We start from the raw sequence: 16449 nt of genomic DNA, 5'->3' as shown, positions 1-16449 counted from the left end.
GACTAGGCGGTGGGACGCAGCCGGACGGTGTGCCAGCCGGCGGCAAGGGTGGTCCGCATCTGGTGCTGGCCGTCGGCGTCCCGCCAGGTGATGCGAACGTCGGCGGAGGTGCTGTCGCCGAGGCCGAAGTACAGCTCGTCGGCGTTCACCCCGGTGTGCCCGTTGGCGGGGTAGAGCTGGCTGCGCAGGGTCGTGCCGTCGGAGCGGCGGACCTCCACGGCGGCACCCACCGCGGCTCGGGTGGCGTCGGTGCCGTTCACCGCCGGTATCACGAGCCGCAGCCCGAGGTGCCGCCGGACGGGCCCAGTGTTGCGGAAGTACTGGGACGTCGCCCACTGGTTGGCGATTGCGAGATCCAGCCGCCCGTCGTGGTCGACGTCCCCGACCGCGATGCCACGGCTGGCCCCGCTGTTGGCGAAGTCCAGCCGCTCGGCGATGTCGACGAACCGGCCGTCGCCGCCGCGTACGTAGAAGGGGTTCTGCTCGTGGCCGGACAGGTCGTCGCCCGGCCCGAACTTGGGCCACGCCCACGGGTGCCGCAGGAACGCGTCGTTGGCCATCGCCAGTTCCTGCAACTCCGCCCAGCGCCGGGTGTCGCCCCAGAGGAACCCGACGGCCTGGACCACCTCACCTGCTCCGTCCGCGTCGAAGTCGCCGGATTTGATGTCCCACGCCCATCCGCTGCGGGACAGCCCCAGTTCCTCGCTGCGGTCCCGGAACGGCGCCCGGTCACCGGTGAACCCGGCCCCGGTGCTGAGGTAGGCGAAGTTGCTCTCGTGCAGGGCGTACGGGGTGGTGATGTTGCTGACCAGCACGTCGGGTCGGCCGTCGGCGTTCAGGTCGTCGAACGCGACGCCCATGCCCTTGAAGGAGTCGTGACCCACCACCTTGGACTTGGGAGCGCGCGGATCGCGTACGCCGGTGACCTCGCGGAACTTCGGCCGTCCCGGGGTCGACTCGTTGACCAGCAGGTTGTCGGGGCCGAAGTCGTTGGCGACGTACAACTCCGGCAGGCCGTCACCGGTCAGGTCCTGGGCGCCCGTGGCGAGCGTCCACGCGCGGGCCTGGTTGACCGTGAACACGTCGGACCGGTCCCGGTAGGTCGGCACGGGTACGCCGTCCGCCTGCCGCGTGACGTTCTCGTAGAGCAGCAGCCGGTTGTTTCCGCCGTTGCGGCCAAGCGACATCGAATCCTGCATCTGCATGGCGTCGTCGTCGACGGCGGTCGGGTCGAGGACCCGGGCGTCGTCCGGGAAGTAGTTGCCGATCAGCAGATCGAGATGACCGTCGCCGTCCAGGTCGGCGACGTTGGCGGTGGTCGAGTTCCAGACCTCACCGGGATCGGCAATGTCGACCGGCCGGTACGAGCCGGCACCCGGGGCACCCCGATCCGTCCGCAGGTAGAGCAGCGGGGGGCGGCCCCAGAAGTACACGAGCACGTCGATGCCGCCGTCCTCGTTGAGGTCGGCGGGCAGGCAGCCCATCGGCGCGGTGGTCGCCTCGTCGTAGCCGACGCCGGTGGGCAGGAGCGCGATCGGGGCGTACCGTTCGCCGGTGCCGGGCAGCGGCGCCAGGGTGACCGAGTCGTCGCGGGGGTCGACCAGGCACCGGTCGTTTGGCAGTCCGTCACCATCGAGGTCGGCCAGCCCCACCGAGGCGCCGACTGCGGAGATCCAGGCGGCCATGTGGTCGAGCGCCGGCTGGACCGGGCGCATGGTGCGGGTGCTCGCCGTGGCGTTCAGCGGCTGGGCAGTGAAGCTGAAGCGGGCGCTCAGCGCGGTGAGCTCCGCGCCGGACGCCTGCGGCTGCCGGGTCGCCACGCCGGCGATGACGCACAGCAGGATGCCGACAGACGGCACCAGGATCTTGCGTACGAGATGCGACACGGTTTGTCCTCCGATGGGTGCGTTGCCGCTCAGATTGCGGCGAGCTGGGCCCGGGCCCGGATCCGTTGCCGCCACACCTGGTACTCCCCCGGGCCGCACTGGCCGGCGCGCAGTCCGGATTCCGCCTCGACCGTCCAATCCGCAGCGGTGTCGACGTCGGTGCCCGCGAAGGTCTGCACGGTCGCGGCGAGCGGTGCCGGCGACCCCCCGCTGCGCCGCCACGCCGCGGCGGCGAAGGCGGCGCCCTGACCGAGGTCCGGGCAGTGCCGACCGGCGCGCTCGCGCAGCACCCGCAGCGCGTCGGCGTCGGCTCCGCCGGCGTAGCCGACGGCCAGGCCGACGCCACTCCAGGCGTCGCCGTGATGCCAGGCGGGCAGCGCGTCGACCAGGTCTGCGACGGCTATGGGCGAGCCGCAGCCGCGGAACCACATGCTCCGGCCGAGGCCCTGGTACCGGATCGCACAGCGGTCTGAGCAGCGACGCTGATGCAGGGTGAGCTGTCTGAGGCCGCGGGCGTCGGCGAAGAAACCGGTGGCGAATCCCCAGCCGTCGAGCGCGAGCCAGCGCAGCAACGGGTCCAGACCGTGCAGGCCGATCCAGCCGGGCCGGCGCAGCTTCGCCAGCGCCCAGCCGACGCCGACGTGCACCAGGTGGGTGTGGTGGGGGCCGTGGGCTTCGACGACCCTGGGCAGCCGGCGGCGACCCGGCACCAGCAGGTCCATCAGGCTGGCCTGCATGGCCAGTCCCTCGACGGCGAAGCCGCGCAGGTGTGCCGGCTGGTCGGTGAAGAGGGGTGGGGCGGTGCCCGGCGTCGCGAGTCCGGCATTGAAACCGCCGAGAAATGTGCGGGCGACCGTCTCGAGTCGGTGCCGCAGTTCCACAGGTGTGGTCCGGAAGCCACGGTTACCAAAATCGGCCAATTCATCGGATTGGTAGAGCAGCCGCCGCCAACCACGCAGTTTGAGTGGGCGGCCGGGGGCAAAGTCGTAGGTGGTCATGATCCCCCACTTGATCGACTCAGATCACTGCGCAACAACGCACAGTTTGCGCCCGCCCTCTTGAGCAGAACTTGAATTCCATATACGTACTGTCAGCTTCGCACAGTGACCGTTCGGCGACTTTACGCTCCAATGGGTCACCCCTAAGCTGTGCGGAGTCTTCGACCCCGGAGGGGCGTGTGAAGCAGACCCCAACTCCGATGAGGATCCAGGTGCTCCGCGCTATTCGCGCAGTTCACGGCTCGACGGAGGTGGATCTGGGTCCCCGCAAACAACAGGCGATCATCACCCTGCTCGCCCTACGGCACGGCGAGGTCGTTCCCACCGATGAGATAGCCGACGCCCTGTGGGGCGACCGCCCGCCGGGCCGGGTGCAGGGACTGGTACACACGTACGTCGCCCGCCTCCGGCAGGCCATGGAGCCGGATGCGCCGCGCCGACACCGCACAAACGTCATCGCCTCGGCAGACGGCGGCTACCAGCTCCTGGCGCCGGATGACGCCATCGACCTCACCCGGTTCCGCCGGCTGGTCGAACGGGCCAACGCCCGGAGCGAGGCCGGGGACAGCCGAGGGGCGTTCGAAATTCTTCGGGAGGCGATGCATCAGTGGCCCAAGCCCGAGCTGTCCCATCTGGACCGCCTGCTACCGTCCCGCGACGACGCCGGACTACTGCGACAGGAGTGGATCGCCGCGGCCACCGCCTACGTCGCGACGGGCCTCGACCAGCGGGATGCGTCGACCATCCTGCCGGTGGCCGGCTGCCTCGCCGAGCTGGAGCCGCTGAACGAGGCGGTCCAGTCGCTGCACCTGGAGGCCCTGCGGCAGAACGGGCAGGGCGCAGCCGCGCTGTCGCAGTACGCGGCCGTCCGGATCCGGCTACGTCGGGAGCTGGGCGTGGAGCCGGCAGCGCACCTGCGCCGGATGTACAACCAGCTCATCGGCGAATACGGCATCACCGCCCCGGTCACCCGCCCCGCCCCCGTCACCCCCGCCGCCCGCACCCGGTGGCTGGGGCCGGGACCGGCGGTCGATCCCCTGCTGGGCCGCGACGTCGAACTCGAACACCTGCAAGGGCTGCTCTCGCTACAGCGGCTGGTCACCCTCACCGGCCCGGTCGGGGTCGGCAAGAGCGCGCTGGCCAGAGCGCTCAGCGCGGCGGTCCAGCACCGGTTCGCCGCCGGGGTCGCGGTGGTCGACCTGTCCGGGCTGCACCGCCACACGGACCTGGTGAGCGCCGTACGCAACATCGTCGCGCCGACGCAGGACGCCAATCCGCGGGAGCTGTCCTGGCTGTTCGACACCGTGGCGGACCGGCAGTTGCTGTTGGTGCTGGACAACGTCGAGCGTCTGCTCGAACCGTGCGTCGCCCTCGTCGACGGCCTGCTGCGGTCCTGCCCGGGCGTATGCGTCGTGACCACCTCACGCGAGCTGCTCGGCCTGCCCTACGAGGCGGTACGGGTGATCGGCCCGTTGCCGGTGCCCTCCCAGGCGCACGCGGCGATCGAACCCGCCCAGCTGCTGGCCATCCCGGCGGTGGGGCTGTTCGCCCGCCGAGCGGCACAGGCCCAGCCCTGCTTCAGGGTGGACCGGCACAACGCGGCGATGGTGGCCACGGTGTGCCGCCGCCTGGACGGGCTTCCGCTCGCGCTCGAACTGGCGGCGGCCTGCCTGCGTACCACCGGCCTGGCCGATCTCGTCGAACAGGCCGGCGACCCGCTGCGGGGGCTGAGCCCGTCGCGGCGGGGCGAGCCGGCCCACCACCGCTCCCTGCGGGCGGCGTTGAATCACAGCCTGGACGGGCTCACTGTCGCCGAGCAACGCTGTCTCGCCCTGGTCGCCACGCTGGGTCGGGAGTTCCATCCGGAATCGGCGCAACGGGTGGCCCGGGAGCTGGGCGATGACGACCTGTGGGAGCTGCAACCGCTGCTCGCCCGGCTGGTGGACAGGTCGCTGCTCGCGGTACGGCACGACGAGCAGGGGCTGCGGTACCGGATGCTGCGCCTGGTCCGCGCGCTGGGTCTGGAGCTGCTGCACCGCCCCGGACCCGCAGCCGCGTTGGCGCAGCGGCTGGACGGAAGCTCCGTGTCATGGTTACTGGCCGAGACGAAACGATCTGTCGCCGAGGGACCGGCAACACTTGCGGGTCGCTATATGAATTAATAGCATCGATGAGTCCGGTGCATCCCCGCGACACCCCCTCCCGCACCACCTCCAGTCGCCTCCCGGCCGCCGGATCCACACATCGCGCACACGGGGGTTGCCCATGCCTGCGTTCCCCGCACCTGTCGCCGACACCGCAGCTTCCACCACCTCCTCGGTCCATATCGCCGCCATCACCCGCGCGGTGACCACGATGCGGCTACGGGTCAACGAGCCGCACCGGCTGCACGACATCGCCCACGCCTCGCTGATGAGCCCGTTCCACTTCCACCGGGTCTTCCGCCTGCTCACCGCCGTCACGCCCGGGCGGTTCCTGACCGCGGTGCGGATGGCGGAGGCCAAGCGCCTGCTGCTGCACTCCTCCGCCAGCGCCACCGACATCAGCGTCGCGGTCGGCTATTCCAGCTTCGGCACGTTCACCACCCAGTTCACCCGGCTGGTCGGCATGTCGCCGGGTCGCTTCCGCACCTGCGCCCGCGCACTTGCCGACCTCCCGGTCGGCGAGGTGCTGACCAGCATGCCGGACGTGAGCGGCCGTACCCTGCACGGACGGGTGAGCCCGCGGCCGGACGGCGCGTCGGGCGCGACGATCGTCGCGCTGTTCCCGGTCGGTATCCCGCAGCAGACCCCGTCGGCCTGCGCGGTCGCCACGTCGACGGGATCCTTCACGCTGCCCGCGCCGGACCAGCCAGCCGCCGGCACCGCCGCGCTGACTTCGCTGCTGGCCGTCAGTGTCCGGTCGGACGCCACGATCGGCGCCGTTCTCACCGAGGAGCGATCCGCCGGTCTCTACGTCGGTTCCGGCGCGGTACACGCCGGTCAGGTGCGCGACACCGGTTCACTGCGGGACGACATCACCCTGCGCCCACCGGCCGTCACCGACCCGCCGGTACTCACCGCGTTTCCGCTGCTGATAGGCGCCCGGCCGGGGTACCGGTTGCCGGCCTGAGCCCACGACGAGCTGGACGGTTCACCCACGCCGGCCGCCACCGGTCGCGTCGTCCGCGTCCGGCGCCGGTCAGGTGCCGTCGGGTCGTCCCGGTCCGGCGGGGTCCGGTCGATCAGCCTCGCGCCCGGTAGTGAATCTCGCATGGACTCAGCGGCCGGGACACCCCCAGGCCGGGCGCCGGCGGCGGATCGGGGTTCGCCAGTTCCAGGTCGTACCCGCCCAGCAGCAACGCCAGCACCGCTTTCATCTCCAGGTCGGCGAAGCGGGCGCCGAGGCAGGCGTGCAGTCCACCACCCATGTTCAGCAGGCTGCTCGCCGCGGTGCCCGCCGAGTCGCGAGCCGGACCGAACCGGCTCGGGTCGAATGCGTCCGGGTCGGGAAACACGTCCGGGTCACGGTGGGTCACCGGCGGACAGAACAGGGTCTGCCATCCCGCCGGGACCTCGTACCCACCCACCTCGTAGGGGACGGCGGTGTGCCGGGTGAGCATCGTGGTCACCGGGCGCAGTCGCTGCGCCTCCAGCAGCGCCTCGAACAACAGCCGCTGACGGTGCAAATCGCCGGTGGTCCACTCACGACTGTCAGCGGACAGGGCGGCCAGCTCGACCTCGATCTCCGCGGTCGCCTTCGGGTTCTGCAACAGCAGGATCAGTGACCAGCCCAGCTGTGCCGCGGTCGTCTCGTACGCCGCGTAGACCAGGATCAGGATGAGGCCGATGACCGTCTCGTCGTCGAACGATTCCTCGGCCGTGGCGAGGTGTGCGAGGAAACCGTGCCGGTCCGGGTCGGGGTCCGTGCGGACCGCGTCCAGATACGGGCGCACCAGCTCGAACATCGCCTTGCGGGCGCGGTCGCGCCGACGAAGCCTCGGCAGCGGCAGGTTCGGGGGCAGGAAGAACTCCATGCCTGCCGCGATGTCCAGGAAGTACTCCCGGAAGCGCGCCGCGTGCTGATTCCGGAAGCGGGCGCCGAGAAACAGCCGCACCGCGATGTTCATCGACAGCCGCTCCAGGTCGGCCGCCGCGTCGAAGGTGCCCCGGTGGCCCAGCGAGCCGAGCCAGGACCGCGTCTCGTCGGTGATCGCGGCGAGGTAGTCACCGTGGTGACGACCGGCGAGGGCCGGTACCAGCGCGGCCCGTTGGCGTCGGTAGTCCTCGTGGTCGGCGGCCTGCATCACCCGACCGAACATGGGCACCACCCACTGGTACACGGGGGTGACCGGTAGGGTGCTCTCCGGCAGGGCGATCGTGGCGCGGCTCTGCTCGGGACCGACCACGACGACGGAGCGTTTGGGTCCCATCCTCAGTGCGAACACCGGTCCCAGCTCGGCCCGGCCGGCGCGGATCAGCGCCACCGGATCGCGCATGAAGGACAGGGCGTTGCCCAGTACCGGCAGGCCGGACAGGGTGGGTGGGCTTGACCTGGCCACGACGACTCCTTTCGGTAAGCGGCAGGACGCGGTCTCAACGCGCAACGGCGTACGTGTACCAGACGTTCCAGCGCACGAGGAGTCGGCCGCGATCGGCGCGAATCTCCTCCATCCGGGCGGCGGCGGCGGCCCGGGCGTCACCCAGCCGCTGTTCCGGCACCCGTTCGAGCACCATCCGCCCGGCCGTCTGCCACAGCCAGTCCCACCACTGCGCGGTGTCCCGGAACTCAAGCTCCAGCGTCTCGTCGTCAATGCGCACTTCGCTGAAGCCGGCGTCGGCCAGCAGGTCGCGGATGCCGTCCTTGCTGCGCAGCGGATTCCCGGTCCGGCCCGGCACCGGCGGCATACCGCCCTCGACGAACGGCACAACGGCGTCGGTGACGTGGAAGAACGCCGGGTCGTCGACGCCGAACGTGCTCATGGCCAGGATGCCCCGGGGACGGAGCAACGTCCGGTACCTGCGGATCGCCTGCGCGGGCTCGGGCAGCATGAAGACCATCAGACCGGCGACCACCGCGTCGAAGCTCGCCGGCGGATACGGTGGTGCGCTCGCGTCGCCCACCGTGACCCAGGCGTTGTCCAGCTTCTCCTCGGCGAGTTCGGCGCGGGCACCGTCGACCATTGCCGGTGCCACGTCGAGGCCGACGACCGAGCCCGTCGGTCCGACGGCCCGCGCCGCCGGAACGGTGCAGGCGCCCTGCCCGCAGCCGACATCAAGCACGGACTGGCCCTCGCTCAGCTTCAGTCCACGTACGAGACGCTCGCCGATCGGCCCGAAGAACGCCACGCCGGTGCGGTCGTACCGGGGTGCGGCGCGGTCGAAGACCTGGGCCAGATCCTTGGTGGAGGTGGTTCCGTCGGGTGCCGGGTCGCCGGCCATGGCGCCACCTTTCGTGAGGTGTCCACGGGTCCTGCCGAAGATCTTTCCGCAGCGACCGGGCCCCGGACTTCTCCCGCCTTGCGGTATGCGGCCACCGGGGGTGGCCCCGCAACACAGGAGAAGCGTCCGGCCGGTAAGCGCGCCTAGGGTCGGATTCAGAGCTCGATCACCACGTGATGGGAGAATGCAGTGGGCGTGCTGGGTCTGCACAACGAATGTCCCCCCACCAACTACGCCGCAGCCGACACCGCGGACATCGTCAAGGGGCTGGTGTCGGACGCGGTCGCGACCGGCGAGACGCTCCGCTCGGTTCGTGACTGCATGGACGCGCTGGCCAGCCTGGACGACACGGTGCGGTATGTCGTGGAGGCCTCGGCCGGCGCGGTCGGGCCCGACGGCACATTCGACCGGGCGGCGGTCAGCTCGCAGATGGCGAACGTGCTCAAAACCTACTCGCGGACGTTCCGGGCCCTCGACGGCACGGTCGAGCGCATCGACCGGGCGGTCACGGAGTACGTGGAGCTTCAGGGCTACGCCGCGACCGCCCTGGCCAGGGGCCGCGACGAGTGCTACGAGAACCGGCTCGTCCAGCTCGGTGAGGGCGGATTCGCCGGCATGGCCCAGGCGCGCATCGCGTGCCTGCGCAAGCTGCGGGTCAGGGTGCAACTGCTCCAGCGGATGGAGCCGCTCGGCGAGGAGATCCTCAACGGGTACGACTTCAACGCGTTCTTCATGATGTTCATGCAGCCGATGCGTGATCTCGGTGTGGCCGCACAGGATCTCTACAACGAGACCGTTCGCGGCGCCCTGGTCGCGTACGACACGCTGGTGCGGGTGTGCGAGATCCGTACCGGAAACGCGGCCGACACGCTGCGCCGGGAAATGGCAGACGTCCACTGAGTAGCTGATGTTTCATCGGCCATCACGCGCGGCGCGGTGTGCGCGCGATCCAACTCCGATATGCTGAGCGGGCATTTTCCGTTGTGTCGCAGTTGGGAGGCTTTATGGGAATCAGCCACATCACCCTGATCACGATTCCGGTCACGGATCAGGACAAGGCGAAGGATTTCTACGAGAAGCTCGGCTTCACGGTCACGAATGACCACGAGATGACTCCCGACGAAATGCCGCCGGAGCCAGGTTTGCGCTGGCTCCAGCTCGCCGCGCCGAACGGCGGCGCCACCATCGTCCTCGCCACCTGGGGCGTCGGTGGCCTCCGCCCGGGCGCCCAGCACATCTCCGTCGCGTGCACCGACGCCAAGGAGTTGCACGGCGAGCTGACCGAGAAGGGCCTGGAGCCCTCGCCGCCGTTCGAGGCACCCTGGGGCGCCTTCTTCTCCATGGAGGACCCGGACGGCAACGGCGTCATGATCGTCGAGGAGCCCGCCGGCTGACCCCAGACGGTGCTGCACAGCGGGGCGGTGTGAAGTATCCACCGCCCCGCAGTCGGGTCAGCAAGCGCGGGTCACGGTGCCCAACGCCCGCCGCGCATCGTCGACCAGGGATCGGAGCCGTCGGCCCTGGCCTGGGACTCCGCCACCGCCCACCCGTAGATTCCCCGGGCCATCAGCGACGGAGCCGCAGCTTCCAGGGCACCGAACACCTGCGCACGCATCCGCTGCACATCAGGGTCGTCCGGCGAACTCAACGCCGCCCACTCCACCAGGTGCCCGGCGAGGGCGAGGTCCCCCGCCCCGGCCAGCTCGACCGCTCGGTCCGCCAGCCGCCGCGCGCCACCGACGAGCCCGGCCAACTCGATCGCCAAGGCGGCGCGCGGCGCCGGTTTCAACGCGGACGGATCACCGTCGTACCAACCGCCGTACCTACGCCACACGTTGCGGATGATGAACTCCGGATCGTCATAGCTGGGGCGCAGCCACGGGCGTCCAAGCAGCTCGGCGACCTCCTGGGTGACGAGGCCGGCGTGCAGGATCTCATCGAGGCTCTGCCCCTCGTTCATACGCGCCACGACACCGTCGTGCAGCACGGTCAGTACCGTGGCAGAGCCGAGCAGGGTCTCCCGGATGCGATCGGCACCGACGATCGGCACGCCGTGTCCCGGGAGCAGCACCTCGGCACCGAGGTCGGCCATCGCGCGCAGTGCGGTGGCCCAATCACTGACGTAGCGCTGCACCTTCTGTGGGTTGCCGGCGTTTGGCGCGTTCCAGGCGTAGAAGTCGCCGCAGCACAGGATGCGGCGCTGCGGAATCCAGCCGATGGTGGCGTCGTCCGTCTCGCCACGGCCGTGCCGCAGCTCCATCGTCAGCTCACCGACGCGCAGCGTCATCTCGTCACGGTAGGTCCGATCGGGCTCGCGGTACGTCGTCGGCCAGGTGATGCCGGGTGCCCGGAACTGCCGCTGGTTGACCACGGCGTTGTAGCCACCGGTCAGCCGATATCGGGCGAAGCGATCGCAGACCGCCTCGTGCGCGACGACCACGATGGCCGGATCGGCCCGCTCGGCCGCCTCCGCGTCGAAGGGTGACAGGCCGAGCACGTGATCGATGTGCCCGTGCGAGTAGACGGCGGCCACCACCGGTGCCGCGGTCCGCGCCCGGACCGCGGCGTGCAGGCCCGGTGCCGTGTTGCGATCACCGGTGTCGAACAGCGCCAGGCCGTCACCCGTCTCGAACACGTACACGTTGCCGGTCGCCGGCCACATCCACACGCCGTCGGCGATGCGGCGCAACCCGTCCTTGCGGAGTTCGCCCTTGAAGTAGGCGAACAGTTGCTCATCGCCGCGCCAGACACGGTCGGCGTAGTCCTCGAGTTCCTTGTCCACCGCGATGCCTCCATGACCGTGACGAGGGCAGGGCGGACCGACCCGAGACGCCGTCGGTGCTGTGCGGGCGCCCGCCCGACGGACGCGGCCGGTCAGCGAAGCTGACCGGCCGCCTTGTCCCGATCCCGGCGTCGGGAAACCCAGTTGCCGAACCGCCGCACCGGCTCGGTGACCACCCGGCCGAGGGCCCGGGTCACGTGGAGGCGGCTCTGCTGCTGGAATGCCTGTTGGTCGTTGTCGTGTGGGAAGGCGACGATGGGCACGCCCACCCCAAGGAATTTACACAAGGTCGGCCATCCTTCCGCTGGTCGGTAAACCAGGAGTTTTTCCGCCGGGACCGTGTCGATCACGTCCCGGACGTGCTTTTCGAACACCTCGACGGCATACTTCTCGTCGTGGATCGGCCCGTCGCCGAAATGCCGTCGGAACACGCCGTCGAAAATGGGGTTGAAGGCCGCAAGACGACGGTCGGCGAGACGCAGCGGAATCTGCATCAAGGCCACCATCGTGCGGCTCACCCGGCCTTGCCGATAGGCCATGAAAATGGTGCGCATGCACGATCGGTGCCACTGCACCGGATCGCGTACGGTAAGAATGATTTTTGCCTCGGGATAGCGGTCCACGAGTTCACGCCAGAACGCCGCCGCAGGCCAGTCGACCGTGGAGCGGTAACCGTCGAAGATGGCATTCCAGTCCACCGGTTCGCCATCCACGGCGCGCCGCCAGCCGGCCAGGCGCCCGGGGTCCTTCAGGATCTCCCGGGTGTGGTAGGTCGGACCGTAACCCAGGATGTCCAGGGCCTGCTTGAGCGAGGCCGTGCCGGTACGCCCGAAGCCGACGCCGATCACCTCCATGCCCGTACCTCCTCGTCGCAGTGTGCGCCCGACGTCGACCGGTACCTCGCCGTCAGGTTCTCGCCGATGCCTTGCGGAACAGGAGCGTGGCGATCGGCACGAACACCACCAGCAGCCCGATCGACCACACCACGGAGGCCGCGGCGTCGCCACCGGGTGACACCCCGTTGAAGTAGTCCCGGGCGGAGTTGATGGTCAACGTGACCGGGCTGTTGTCGCTGAAGGGCCGCAACCAGCCGGGCATCGACTCGGACGGCACGAAGGCGGAGCTGACAAATCCGAACAGGAACATCCACGGCATCGCGGTCGTCTGGGCACCTTCCGCGCTGGAGGCGGTGATGCCCACGATGGCCAGCACCCAGCAGAGCGCGAAGCCGAACAGCAGCAGCACACCGATGCCGGCCAGGGTTTGCAGGAACGTGCCGTGCAGGCGGAAACCGAACGCGTAGCCCACCGCGCCGGTGACGATCAGCGCGACCAGGTTGCGCAGCAGCTCGGCCACGGTCCGGCCGAGGAGCACGGCGCTGCTGCTCATCGGCAGCGAGCGGAACCGGTCCATCATGCCGTTGCGCAGGTCCTCGGCGATGCCGACACACATGCCCGCGATGCCACCGAAGACCACGATCTGACCGAACACGCCCGGCAGCACGAACTGCTTGTAGTCGCCGCCGGGTACCGAGATGGCGCCGCCGAAGACGTACGTGAACAGGATGAAGAACATCATCGGCTGAAGGATCGCGGCCATCAGCTGGTCGGGCCGGCGGCGGATGTGCTTGAGGTTGCGCCCGGTCAGCAGGGCCACGTCGTTGAGGAACCAGCCCGGGCCGCGGCGGGGGCCCGCCTCGTGGCCGACCTGCGGGCCGCGCACGTCCTGGCGTGCCAGCGATTCGTCGATCGTCACTTGTCCGCTCCCATCCCGGCGGTGCGCCGTCCGTTCCGCTGCGCGGGCTCCTCTTCCGCAGCGGTCGCCGCCCGACTGCCGGTCAGCGCCAGGAAGACGTCGTCCAGGGTGGGCTGCCGCACCACGTGCGTCACGACCTGAACATCGGCGTCGCGCAGCCGGCGCAGCATCTCCGCCACCGCGGCGATGTCGCCGCCGAGGCGCACGGTGACCTGCGCCAACGACCGGTCGACCACCGGTTCGCGCTCGCCCACCGTGCGCAGCGTGGCGACCGCCGTCTCGATCTGGGCCGGGTCGGCGAGCACGAACTCCACCCGGTCGCCACCGACCTGAGACTTCAGCTCGGTGGGGGTGCCCTGGGCCACCGTCCGCCCGTGGTCCAGCACCGTGATCGACGAGGCGAGCCGGTCGGCCTCGTCCAGGTACTGGGTGGTCAGCAGCACGGTGGTGCCGTCGCGGACGAGCATCTCGATCTCGGCCCAGAGGCCGAGCCGCGACTCCAGGTCGAGGCCGGTCGTCGGCTCGTCCAGGAAGAGCACCTGCGGGCGCATGAGGATGCTGGTCGCCAGGTCGAGTCGCCGCCGCATGCCCCCGGAGTAGGTCTTGACCGGCCGGCCGGCGACCTCGTCCAGACCGAACCGGGCGAGCACCTCGGTGGTGCGTCGACGCGCCTCGGTGCGGCCGATGCGATACAGGCGCGCAACGAGCTCCACGTTCTCCCGGCCGGTCAGCACCTGGTCGACAGCGGCGAACTGACCGGTCAGCCCGATCAGGCCGCGAATCCGGCCAGGCTGCGCGGAGGCGTCGATGCCGCAGATCTCCACTCGACCGGAGTCGGCCGGCAACAGCGTCGACAGGATCCGGACGGTGGTGGTCTTACCAGCGCCGTTGGGACCGAGCAGCCCGACCACCGTCCCCGCCGGAGCTTCCAGGGAGAGGGCGTGAAGTACCTCTTTTTTACCTAGTTTCTTGGTGAGGTTGTGCGCCCTGATCGCATAAACCATGTCGATGACCCTACCACTCGCTACACAATAATCCAGCGTGGAATCGGCGTTTCAGGCAAGCGGAGGACCGCTATCGAGCGAGCTTTACCGGCACCGAGACGAAGTCGCGCAGCGGCACCGTGCGACGCCGCACCGGCGGCCCGGCCAGGACCAGGCCGGGCATCGTGCGGTGCAGCCGGTTCAGCAGCACACCGATCTCCAGTTTGGCCAGGCCGGCGCCGAGGCAGTAGTGGATTCCCGCGCCGAAGCTCAGCGGCGCCGGTCCGGAGCGCCTCGGGTCGAAGACGTCAGGATCGGGATATGCGGCCGGATCCCGGTTGGCCGCGCCGATCAACAGCCGCACCTGCGCGCCCTGCGGGATGGGCGTGTCAGCCAGCACCACCGGCTCGGCGGCGAACCGCAGGCCGGGCGCCACCTGCACGGACGGCTCGTAGCGCAGCGTCTCCTCGACGAACCTGCGGGTGCCGTCCTCGCTGTCCAGCCAGGCACCGCGCGCGGGATCGGCGAGCAGCAGCAGGACGGCGTTGTCGATCGCCGTCGCCGTCGTCTCGAACCCGGCCGACCAGAGCGTGAAGAGCAGGTTGCGCAGTTCTGCGTCGTTGAGCCGGCCCTCGCCGTCGTCGCGCGCCGACACCAGTGCGGAGACCAGGTCGTCGCGGGGGTCCCGACGTCGCTGCTCAATGAGTACGTCGAAGTACTCGCCGAGTTCGCGGAACGCGTCGTCCGCGCGGCGCACCGCGTCGGGGGTGGCCGCCGGATCGACCACGTTCATCATCTCCGGCACCTGCTCCGCCAGCCGCTCCCGGTCGGGCTCCGGGATCCCGATGAGGTCCGAGATCATGTGCATCGGCATGGGCACCGACACCGTCGAGTGCAGATCCACCGTCTCGCCGTCGTTCAGCCGCTCGGTCACGCCGGCCAGCAGCCGGTCCGACCACAGCTCCATCGACGTTTGCAGGTGGGCGACCCGCCGGCTGGTGAAGCCGCGCCCGATCAGCTGCCGCAGCCGGGTGTGTTTCGGCGGATTGCTGCCGACCAGCGAGCTGACCAGCACGTCGTACGCCTCGTGCTCGACGGCCTGCGGAAACATCTCGGCCATCGCCTCCGGGCGGGCGCCCGGGAAGAGGTCCGGATGCTTCAACACGAACTCCACGTCGGCGTACCGGGAGACGAGGTACGCGCCGAACTGGCTCGGGTAGACCGGTGCCGTCTCCCGCAGGCGCGCGTAGATCGGGTACGGGTCCTCGACGGCGGCCGGTGACATCAGTTGGATCAGGGCGTCGGGGGTCTCCTCCATGGCACGCTCGGAAAGCGTCATGGCAGTCGTCTCCTGTCGGGCGGCGCGGGTCAGGACCAGCCGTGCGGGTGGGAGGGGGTGGGCCGGGGTGAGGTCAGGTTCTGCGCACGGACCATCGAGTCGCGGAAGAAGCCACAGATGATCTCCCGCTCCTCCCGCTGCAACTCGGTGGGGAGGTTCTCCCAGTTGTCCACGAAGATCTGGAAGAGACTGCGGTTGACGCCTGCCGGTTCGATGTAGAGCTTGCCGTTCAGCTCCACCGGCCAGGACGCCCGCTTCAGTCCGAACTCCAGCCACGGCAGGTAGGACGGGAACTGCTGGTTCGGCTCCACATGGCGGTGCACCGTCATCTCCACCACACCGCTGGCGTCACCCATGATCAGGGTGAGCTTGTCGCCGGTGGTGAACGAGCCGAACCGGCGCTGCAACCAGTAGCGCAGCGACTCGGTCTTGCTCAGCAGTTCCCACGCGTCGTAGGGCGTCGCCTCCAGTTCGATCTGCACGTACGGGCCCATCCGCCGCCACGGCCACCGCCAGGTCGTGCCCGTACGCAGGTAGCCGGCGAGCTGGTCCAGGATGCCCGGCCAGCCGTTGCCGTTCCAACTGCGCCAGTCCGACGGCGAGTTCAGCGCCTCCTCGGTGGCGGTGATCTTCGTGCCCCCGGACGACGTCGTGTCCAGCTCCCAGATCACCCGCGTGGCGGGTCCGACCCCGACCCACCGCCAGAAGTACTTGAGCACGGCACGGTCGTTCTGCGGTGCCTCGGCGACGACGGGCCGGCAGTGGAAGAACTCGCCGTCCTCGAAGTCGAGCAGCACGTCGCTGTCGATCTCGGTGAGCGAGCCGCGACACCGGGCCAGCCAGTGGCGGATCTCGTCGGGCGTCGTCAGGGCCTGCCACACCCGGTCGATCGACATCGGCACCTCGGTCACGGCCACCAACCGCTCCCAGCGGTCCTGCACGATGGAGCGTGCCTGCACGGCGTTCAGCGGCGGAAAGGCGTCGACGATGCGTGGTGGCTCCAACTCGGCGAAGTCCGGCCAGGGCGCTTCCGGTGTCGGCTGCGACCCGTTGCGTTCGATCGATTCGACAGACACTGTGCCTCCTGGTGTGCGTCGTCGCTGCCGTCAGCCGGGCGCGTCGGATCACGGGCAGCATGCATCGCCGCCTCGTCCGTCGCGCAGGTGTCGACGCCCCGGGGCGCGTCCGCATGAGCCCGATGCGCCGTGCACGGCCGCCGTTCGCGGCCTCGTGTCGTACCGCCGATGCTAGGGGACCTGCGGATGGGGGCGCTTCTCGCAACTTGC

The 16449-nt window shown here is 69.9% G+C and carries 14 protein-coding genes; 4 read left to right on the top strand and 10 right to left on the bottom strand.

Annotated features, from left to right (window positions below; all coding sequences use genetic code 11):
* Positions 1-2: 2 nt before the first annotated feature.
* Both QQG74_RS13275 and QQG74_RS13270 read right to left on the bottom strand, forming a co-directional pair.
* Positions 3-1886, bottom strand: coding sequence for a CRTAC1 family protein (locus QQG74_RS13275; RefSeq protein ID WP_341720579.1), 1884 nt, complete (start codon positions 1884-1886; stop codon positions 3-5).
* 29 nt (positions 1887-1915) lie between these two features.
* A complete protein-coding gene (locus QQG74_RS13270) occupies positions 1916-2884 on the bottom strand; it encodes a DUF1702 family protein (protein WP_341720578.1) in 969 nt (322 codons plus the stop codon).
* 251 nt (positions 2885-3135) lie between these two features.
* Between QQG74_RS13270 and QQG74_RS13265 the strand changes: the two genes are divergently transcribed.
* Positions 3136-5046 carry a BTAD domain-containing putative transcriptional regulator gene (locus tag QQG74_RS13265; protein ID WP_341720577.1) on the top strand — a complete coding sequence of 637 codons (1911 nt, stop codon included), beginning with the start codon at positions 3136-3138 and terminating at the stop codon, positions 5044-5046.
* A 103-nt stretch (positions 5047-5149) separates the two neighbouring features.
* Positions 5150-5995: a helix-turn-helix transcriptional regulator gene (locus tag QQG74_RS13260; protein ID WP_341720576.1), complete on the top strand. Its 846-nt coding sequence runs from the start codon at positions 5150-5152 to the stop codon at positions 5993-5995.
* A gap of 112 nt (positions 5996-6107) precedes the next feature.
* Here QQG74_RS13260 and QQG74_RS13255 read toward each other — a convergent pair whose 3' ends face one another.
* The gene (locus tag QQG74_RS13255; protein WP_341720575.1) at positions 6108-7424 is read right to left on the bottom strand and encodes a cytochrome P450; all 1317 of its coding nucleotides are present in this window, start codon (positions 7422-7424) and stop codon (positions 6108-6110) included.
* 34 nt (positions 7425-7458) lie between these two features.
* Entirely contained in the window at positions 7459-8304 is an 846-nt protein-coding gene (locus QQG74_RS13250; protein WP_341720574.1) for a methyltransferase domain-containing protein, read from the bottom strand.
* Between the two features lie 189 nt (positions 8305-8493).
* Here QQG74_RS13250 and QQG74_RS13245 point away from each other — a divergent pair, with 189 nt between their 5' ends.
* Both QQG74_RS13245 and QQG74_RS13240 read left to right on the top strand, forming a co-directional pair.
* The gene (locus QQG74_RS13245; protein WP_341720573.1) at positions 8494-9204 is read left to right on the top strand and encodes a hypothetical protein; all 711 of its coding nucleotides are present in this window, start codon (positions 8494-8496) and stop codon (positions 9202-9204) included.
* 104 nt (positions 9205-9308) lie between these two features.
* A complete protein-coding gene (locus QQG74_RS13240; protein ID WP_341720572.1) occupies positions 9309-9698 on the top strand; it encodes a VOC family protein in 390 nt (129 codons plus the stop codon).
* A 71-nt stretch (positions 9699-9769) separates the two neighbouring features.
* Here the strand turns inward: QQG74_RS13240 and QQG74_RS13235 are convergent, their stop codons facing one another.
* The 6 genes from QQG74_RS13235 to QQG74_RS13210 all read right to left on the bottom strand — a co-directional run bounded on the left by QQG74_RS13235 (position 9770) and on the right by QQG74_RS13210 (position 16239).
* Positions 9770-11086 (bottom strand): alkyl sulfatase dimerization domain-containing protein, encoded by a 1317-nt coding sequence (locus QQG74_RS13235; RefSeq protein WP_341720571.1) that lies wholly within the window; start codon positions 11084-11086, stop codon positions 9770-9772.
* A gap of 92 nt (positions 11087-11178) precedes the next feature.
* Positions 11179-11940, bottom strand: coding sequence for a sulfotransferase family protein (locus QQG74_RS13230; RefSeq protein WP_341720570.1), 762 nt, complete (start codon positions 11938-11940; stop codon positions 11179-11181).
* 52 nt (positions 11941-11992) lie between these two features.
* A complete protein-coding gene (locus tag QQG74_RS13225; protein WP_341720569.1) occupies positions 11993-12841 on the bottom strand; it encodes an ABC transporter permease in 849 nt (282 codons plus the stop codon).
* Positions 12838-13845 carry an ATP-binding cassette domain-containing protein gene (locus QQG74_RS13220; RefSeq protein ID WP_341720568.1) on the bottom strand — a complete coding sequence of 336 codons (1008 nt, stop codon included), beginning with the start codon at positions 13843-13845 and terminating at the stop codon, positions 12838-12840. Before QQG74_RS13220 ends, QQG74_RS13225 begins: the two co-directional genes overlap by 4 nt.
* A 70-nt stretch (positions 13846-13915) precedes the next feature.
* Positions 13916-15163: a cytochrome P450 gene (locus tag QQG74_RS13215; protein ID WP_341720567.1), complete on the bottom strand. Its 1248-nt coding sequence runs from the start codon at positions 15161-15163 to the stop codon at positions 13916-13918.
* Positions 15164-15192: 29 nt separating this feature from the next.
* Positions 15193-16239, bottom strand: coding sequence for an SRPBCC family protein (locus tag QQG74_RS13210; RefSeq protein ID WP_341720566.1), 1047 nt, complete (start codon positions 16237-16239; stop codon positions 15193-15195).
* Positions 16240-16449 lie beyond the last annotated feature (210 nt).

The organism is Micromonospora sp. FIMYZ51, from assembly GCF_038246755.1.
Lineage (GTDB): Bacteria > Actinomycetota > Actinomycetes > Mycobacteriales > Micromonosporaceae > Micromonospora.
The sequence above is the reverse complement of the archived record's forward strand: the minus strand, read 5'-3'. Positions and strand labels throughout refer to the sequence as shown.

Excerpts from the sequence above, each read along its gene's own strand:
- QQG74_RS13270 (WP_341720578.1), bottom strand. The coding sequence starts at position 2,884 with ATGACCACCTACGACTTTGCCCCCGGCCGCCCACTCAAACTGCGTGGT.
- QQG74_RS13260 (WP_341720576.1), top strand. The coding sequence starts at position 5,150 with ATGCCTGCGTTCCCCGCACCTGTCGCCGACACCGCAGCTTCCACCACC.
- QQG74_RS13250 (WP_341720574.1), bottom strand. The coding sequence starts at position 8,304 with ATGGCCGGCGACCCGGCACCCGACGGAACCACCTCCACCAAGGATCTG.
- QQG74_RS13240 (WP_341720572.1), top strand. The coding sequence starts at position 9,309 with ATGGGAATCAGCCACATCACCCTGATCACGATTCCGGTCACGGATCAG.
- QQG74_RS13230 (WP_341720570.1), bottom strand. The coding sequence starts at position 11,940 with ATGGAGGTGATCGGCGTCGGCTTCGGGCGTACCGGCACGGCCTCGCTC.
- QQG74_RS13220 (WP_341720568.1), bottom strand. The coding sequence starts at position 13,845 with ATGGTTTATGCGATCAGGGCGCACAACCTCACCAAGAAACTAGGTAAA.
- QQG74_RS13215 (WP_341720567.1), bottom strand. The coding sequence starts at position 15,163 with ATGACGCTTTCCGAGCGTGCCATGGAGGAGACCCCCGACGCCCTGATC.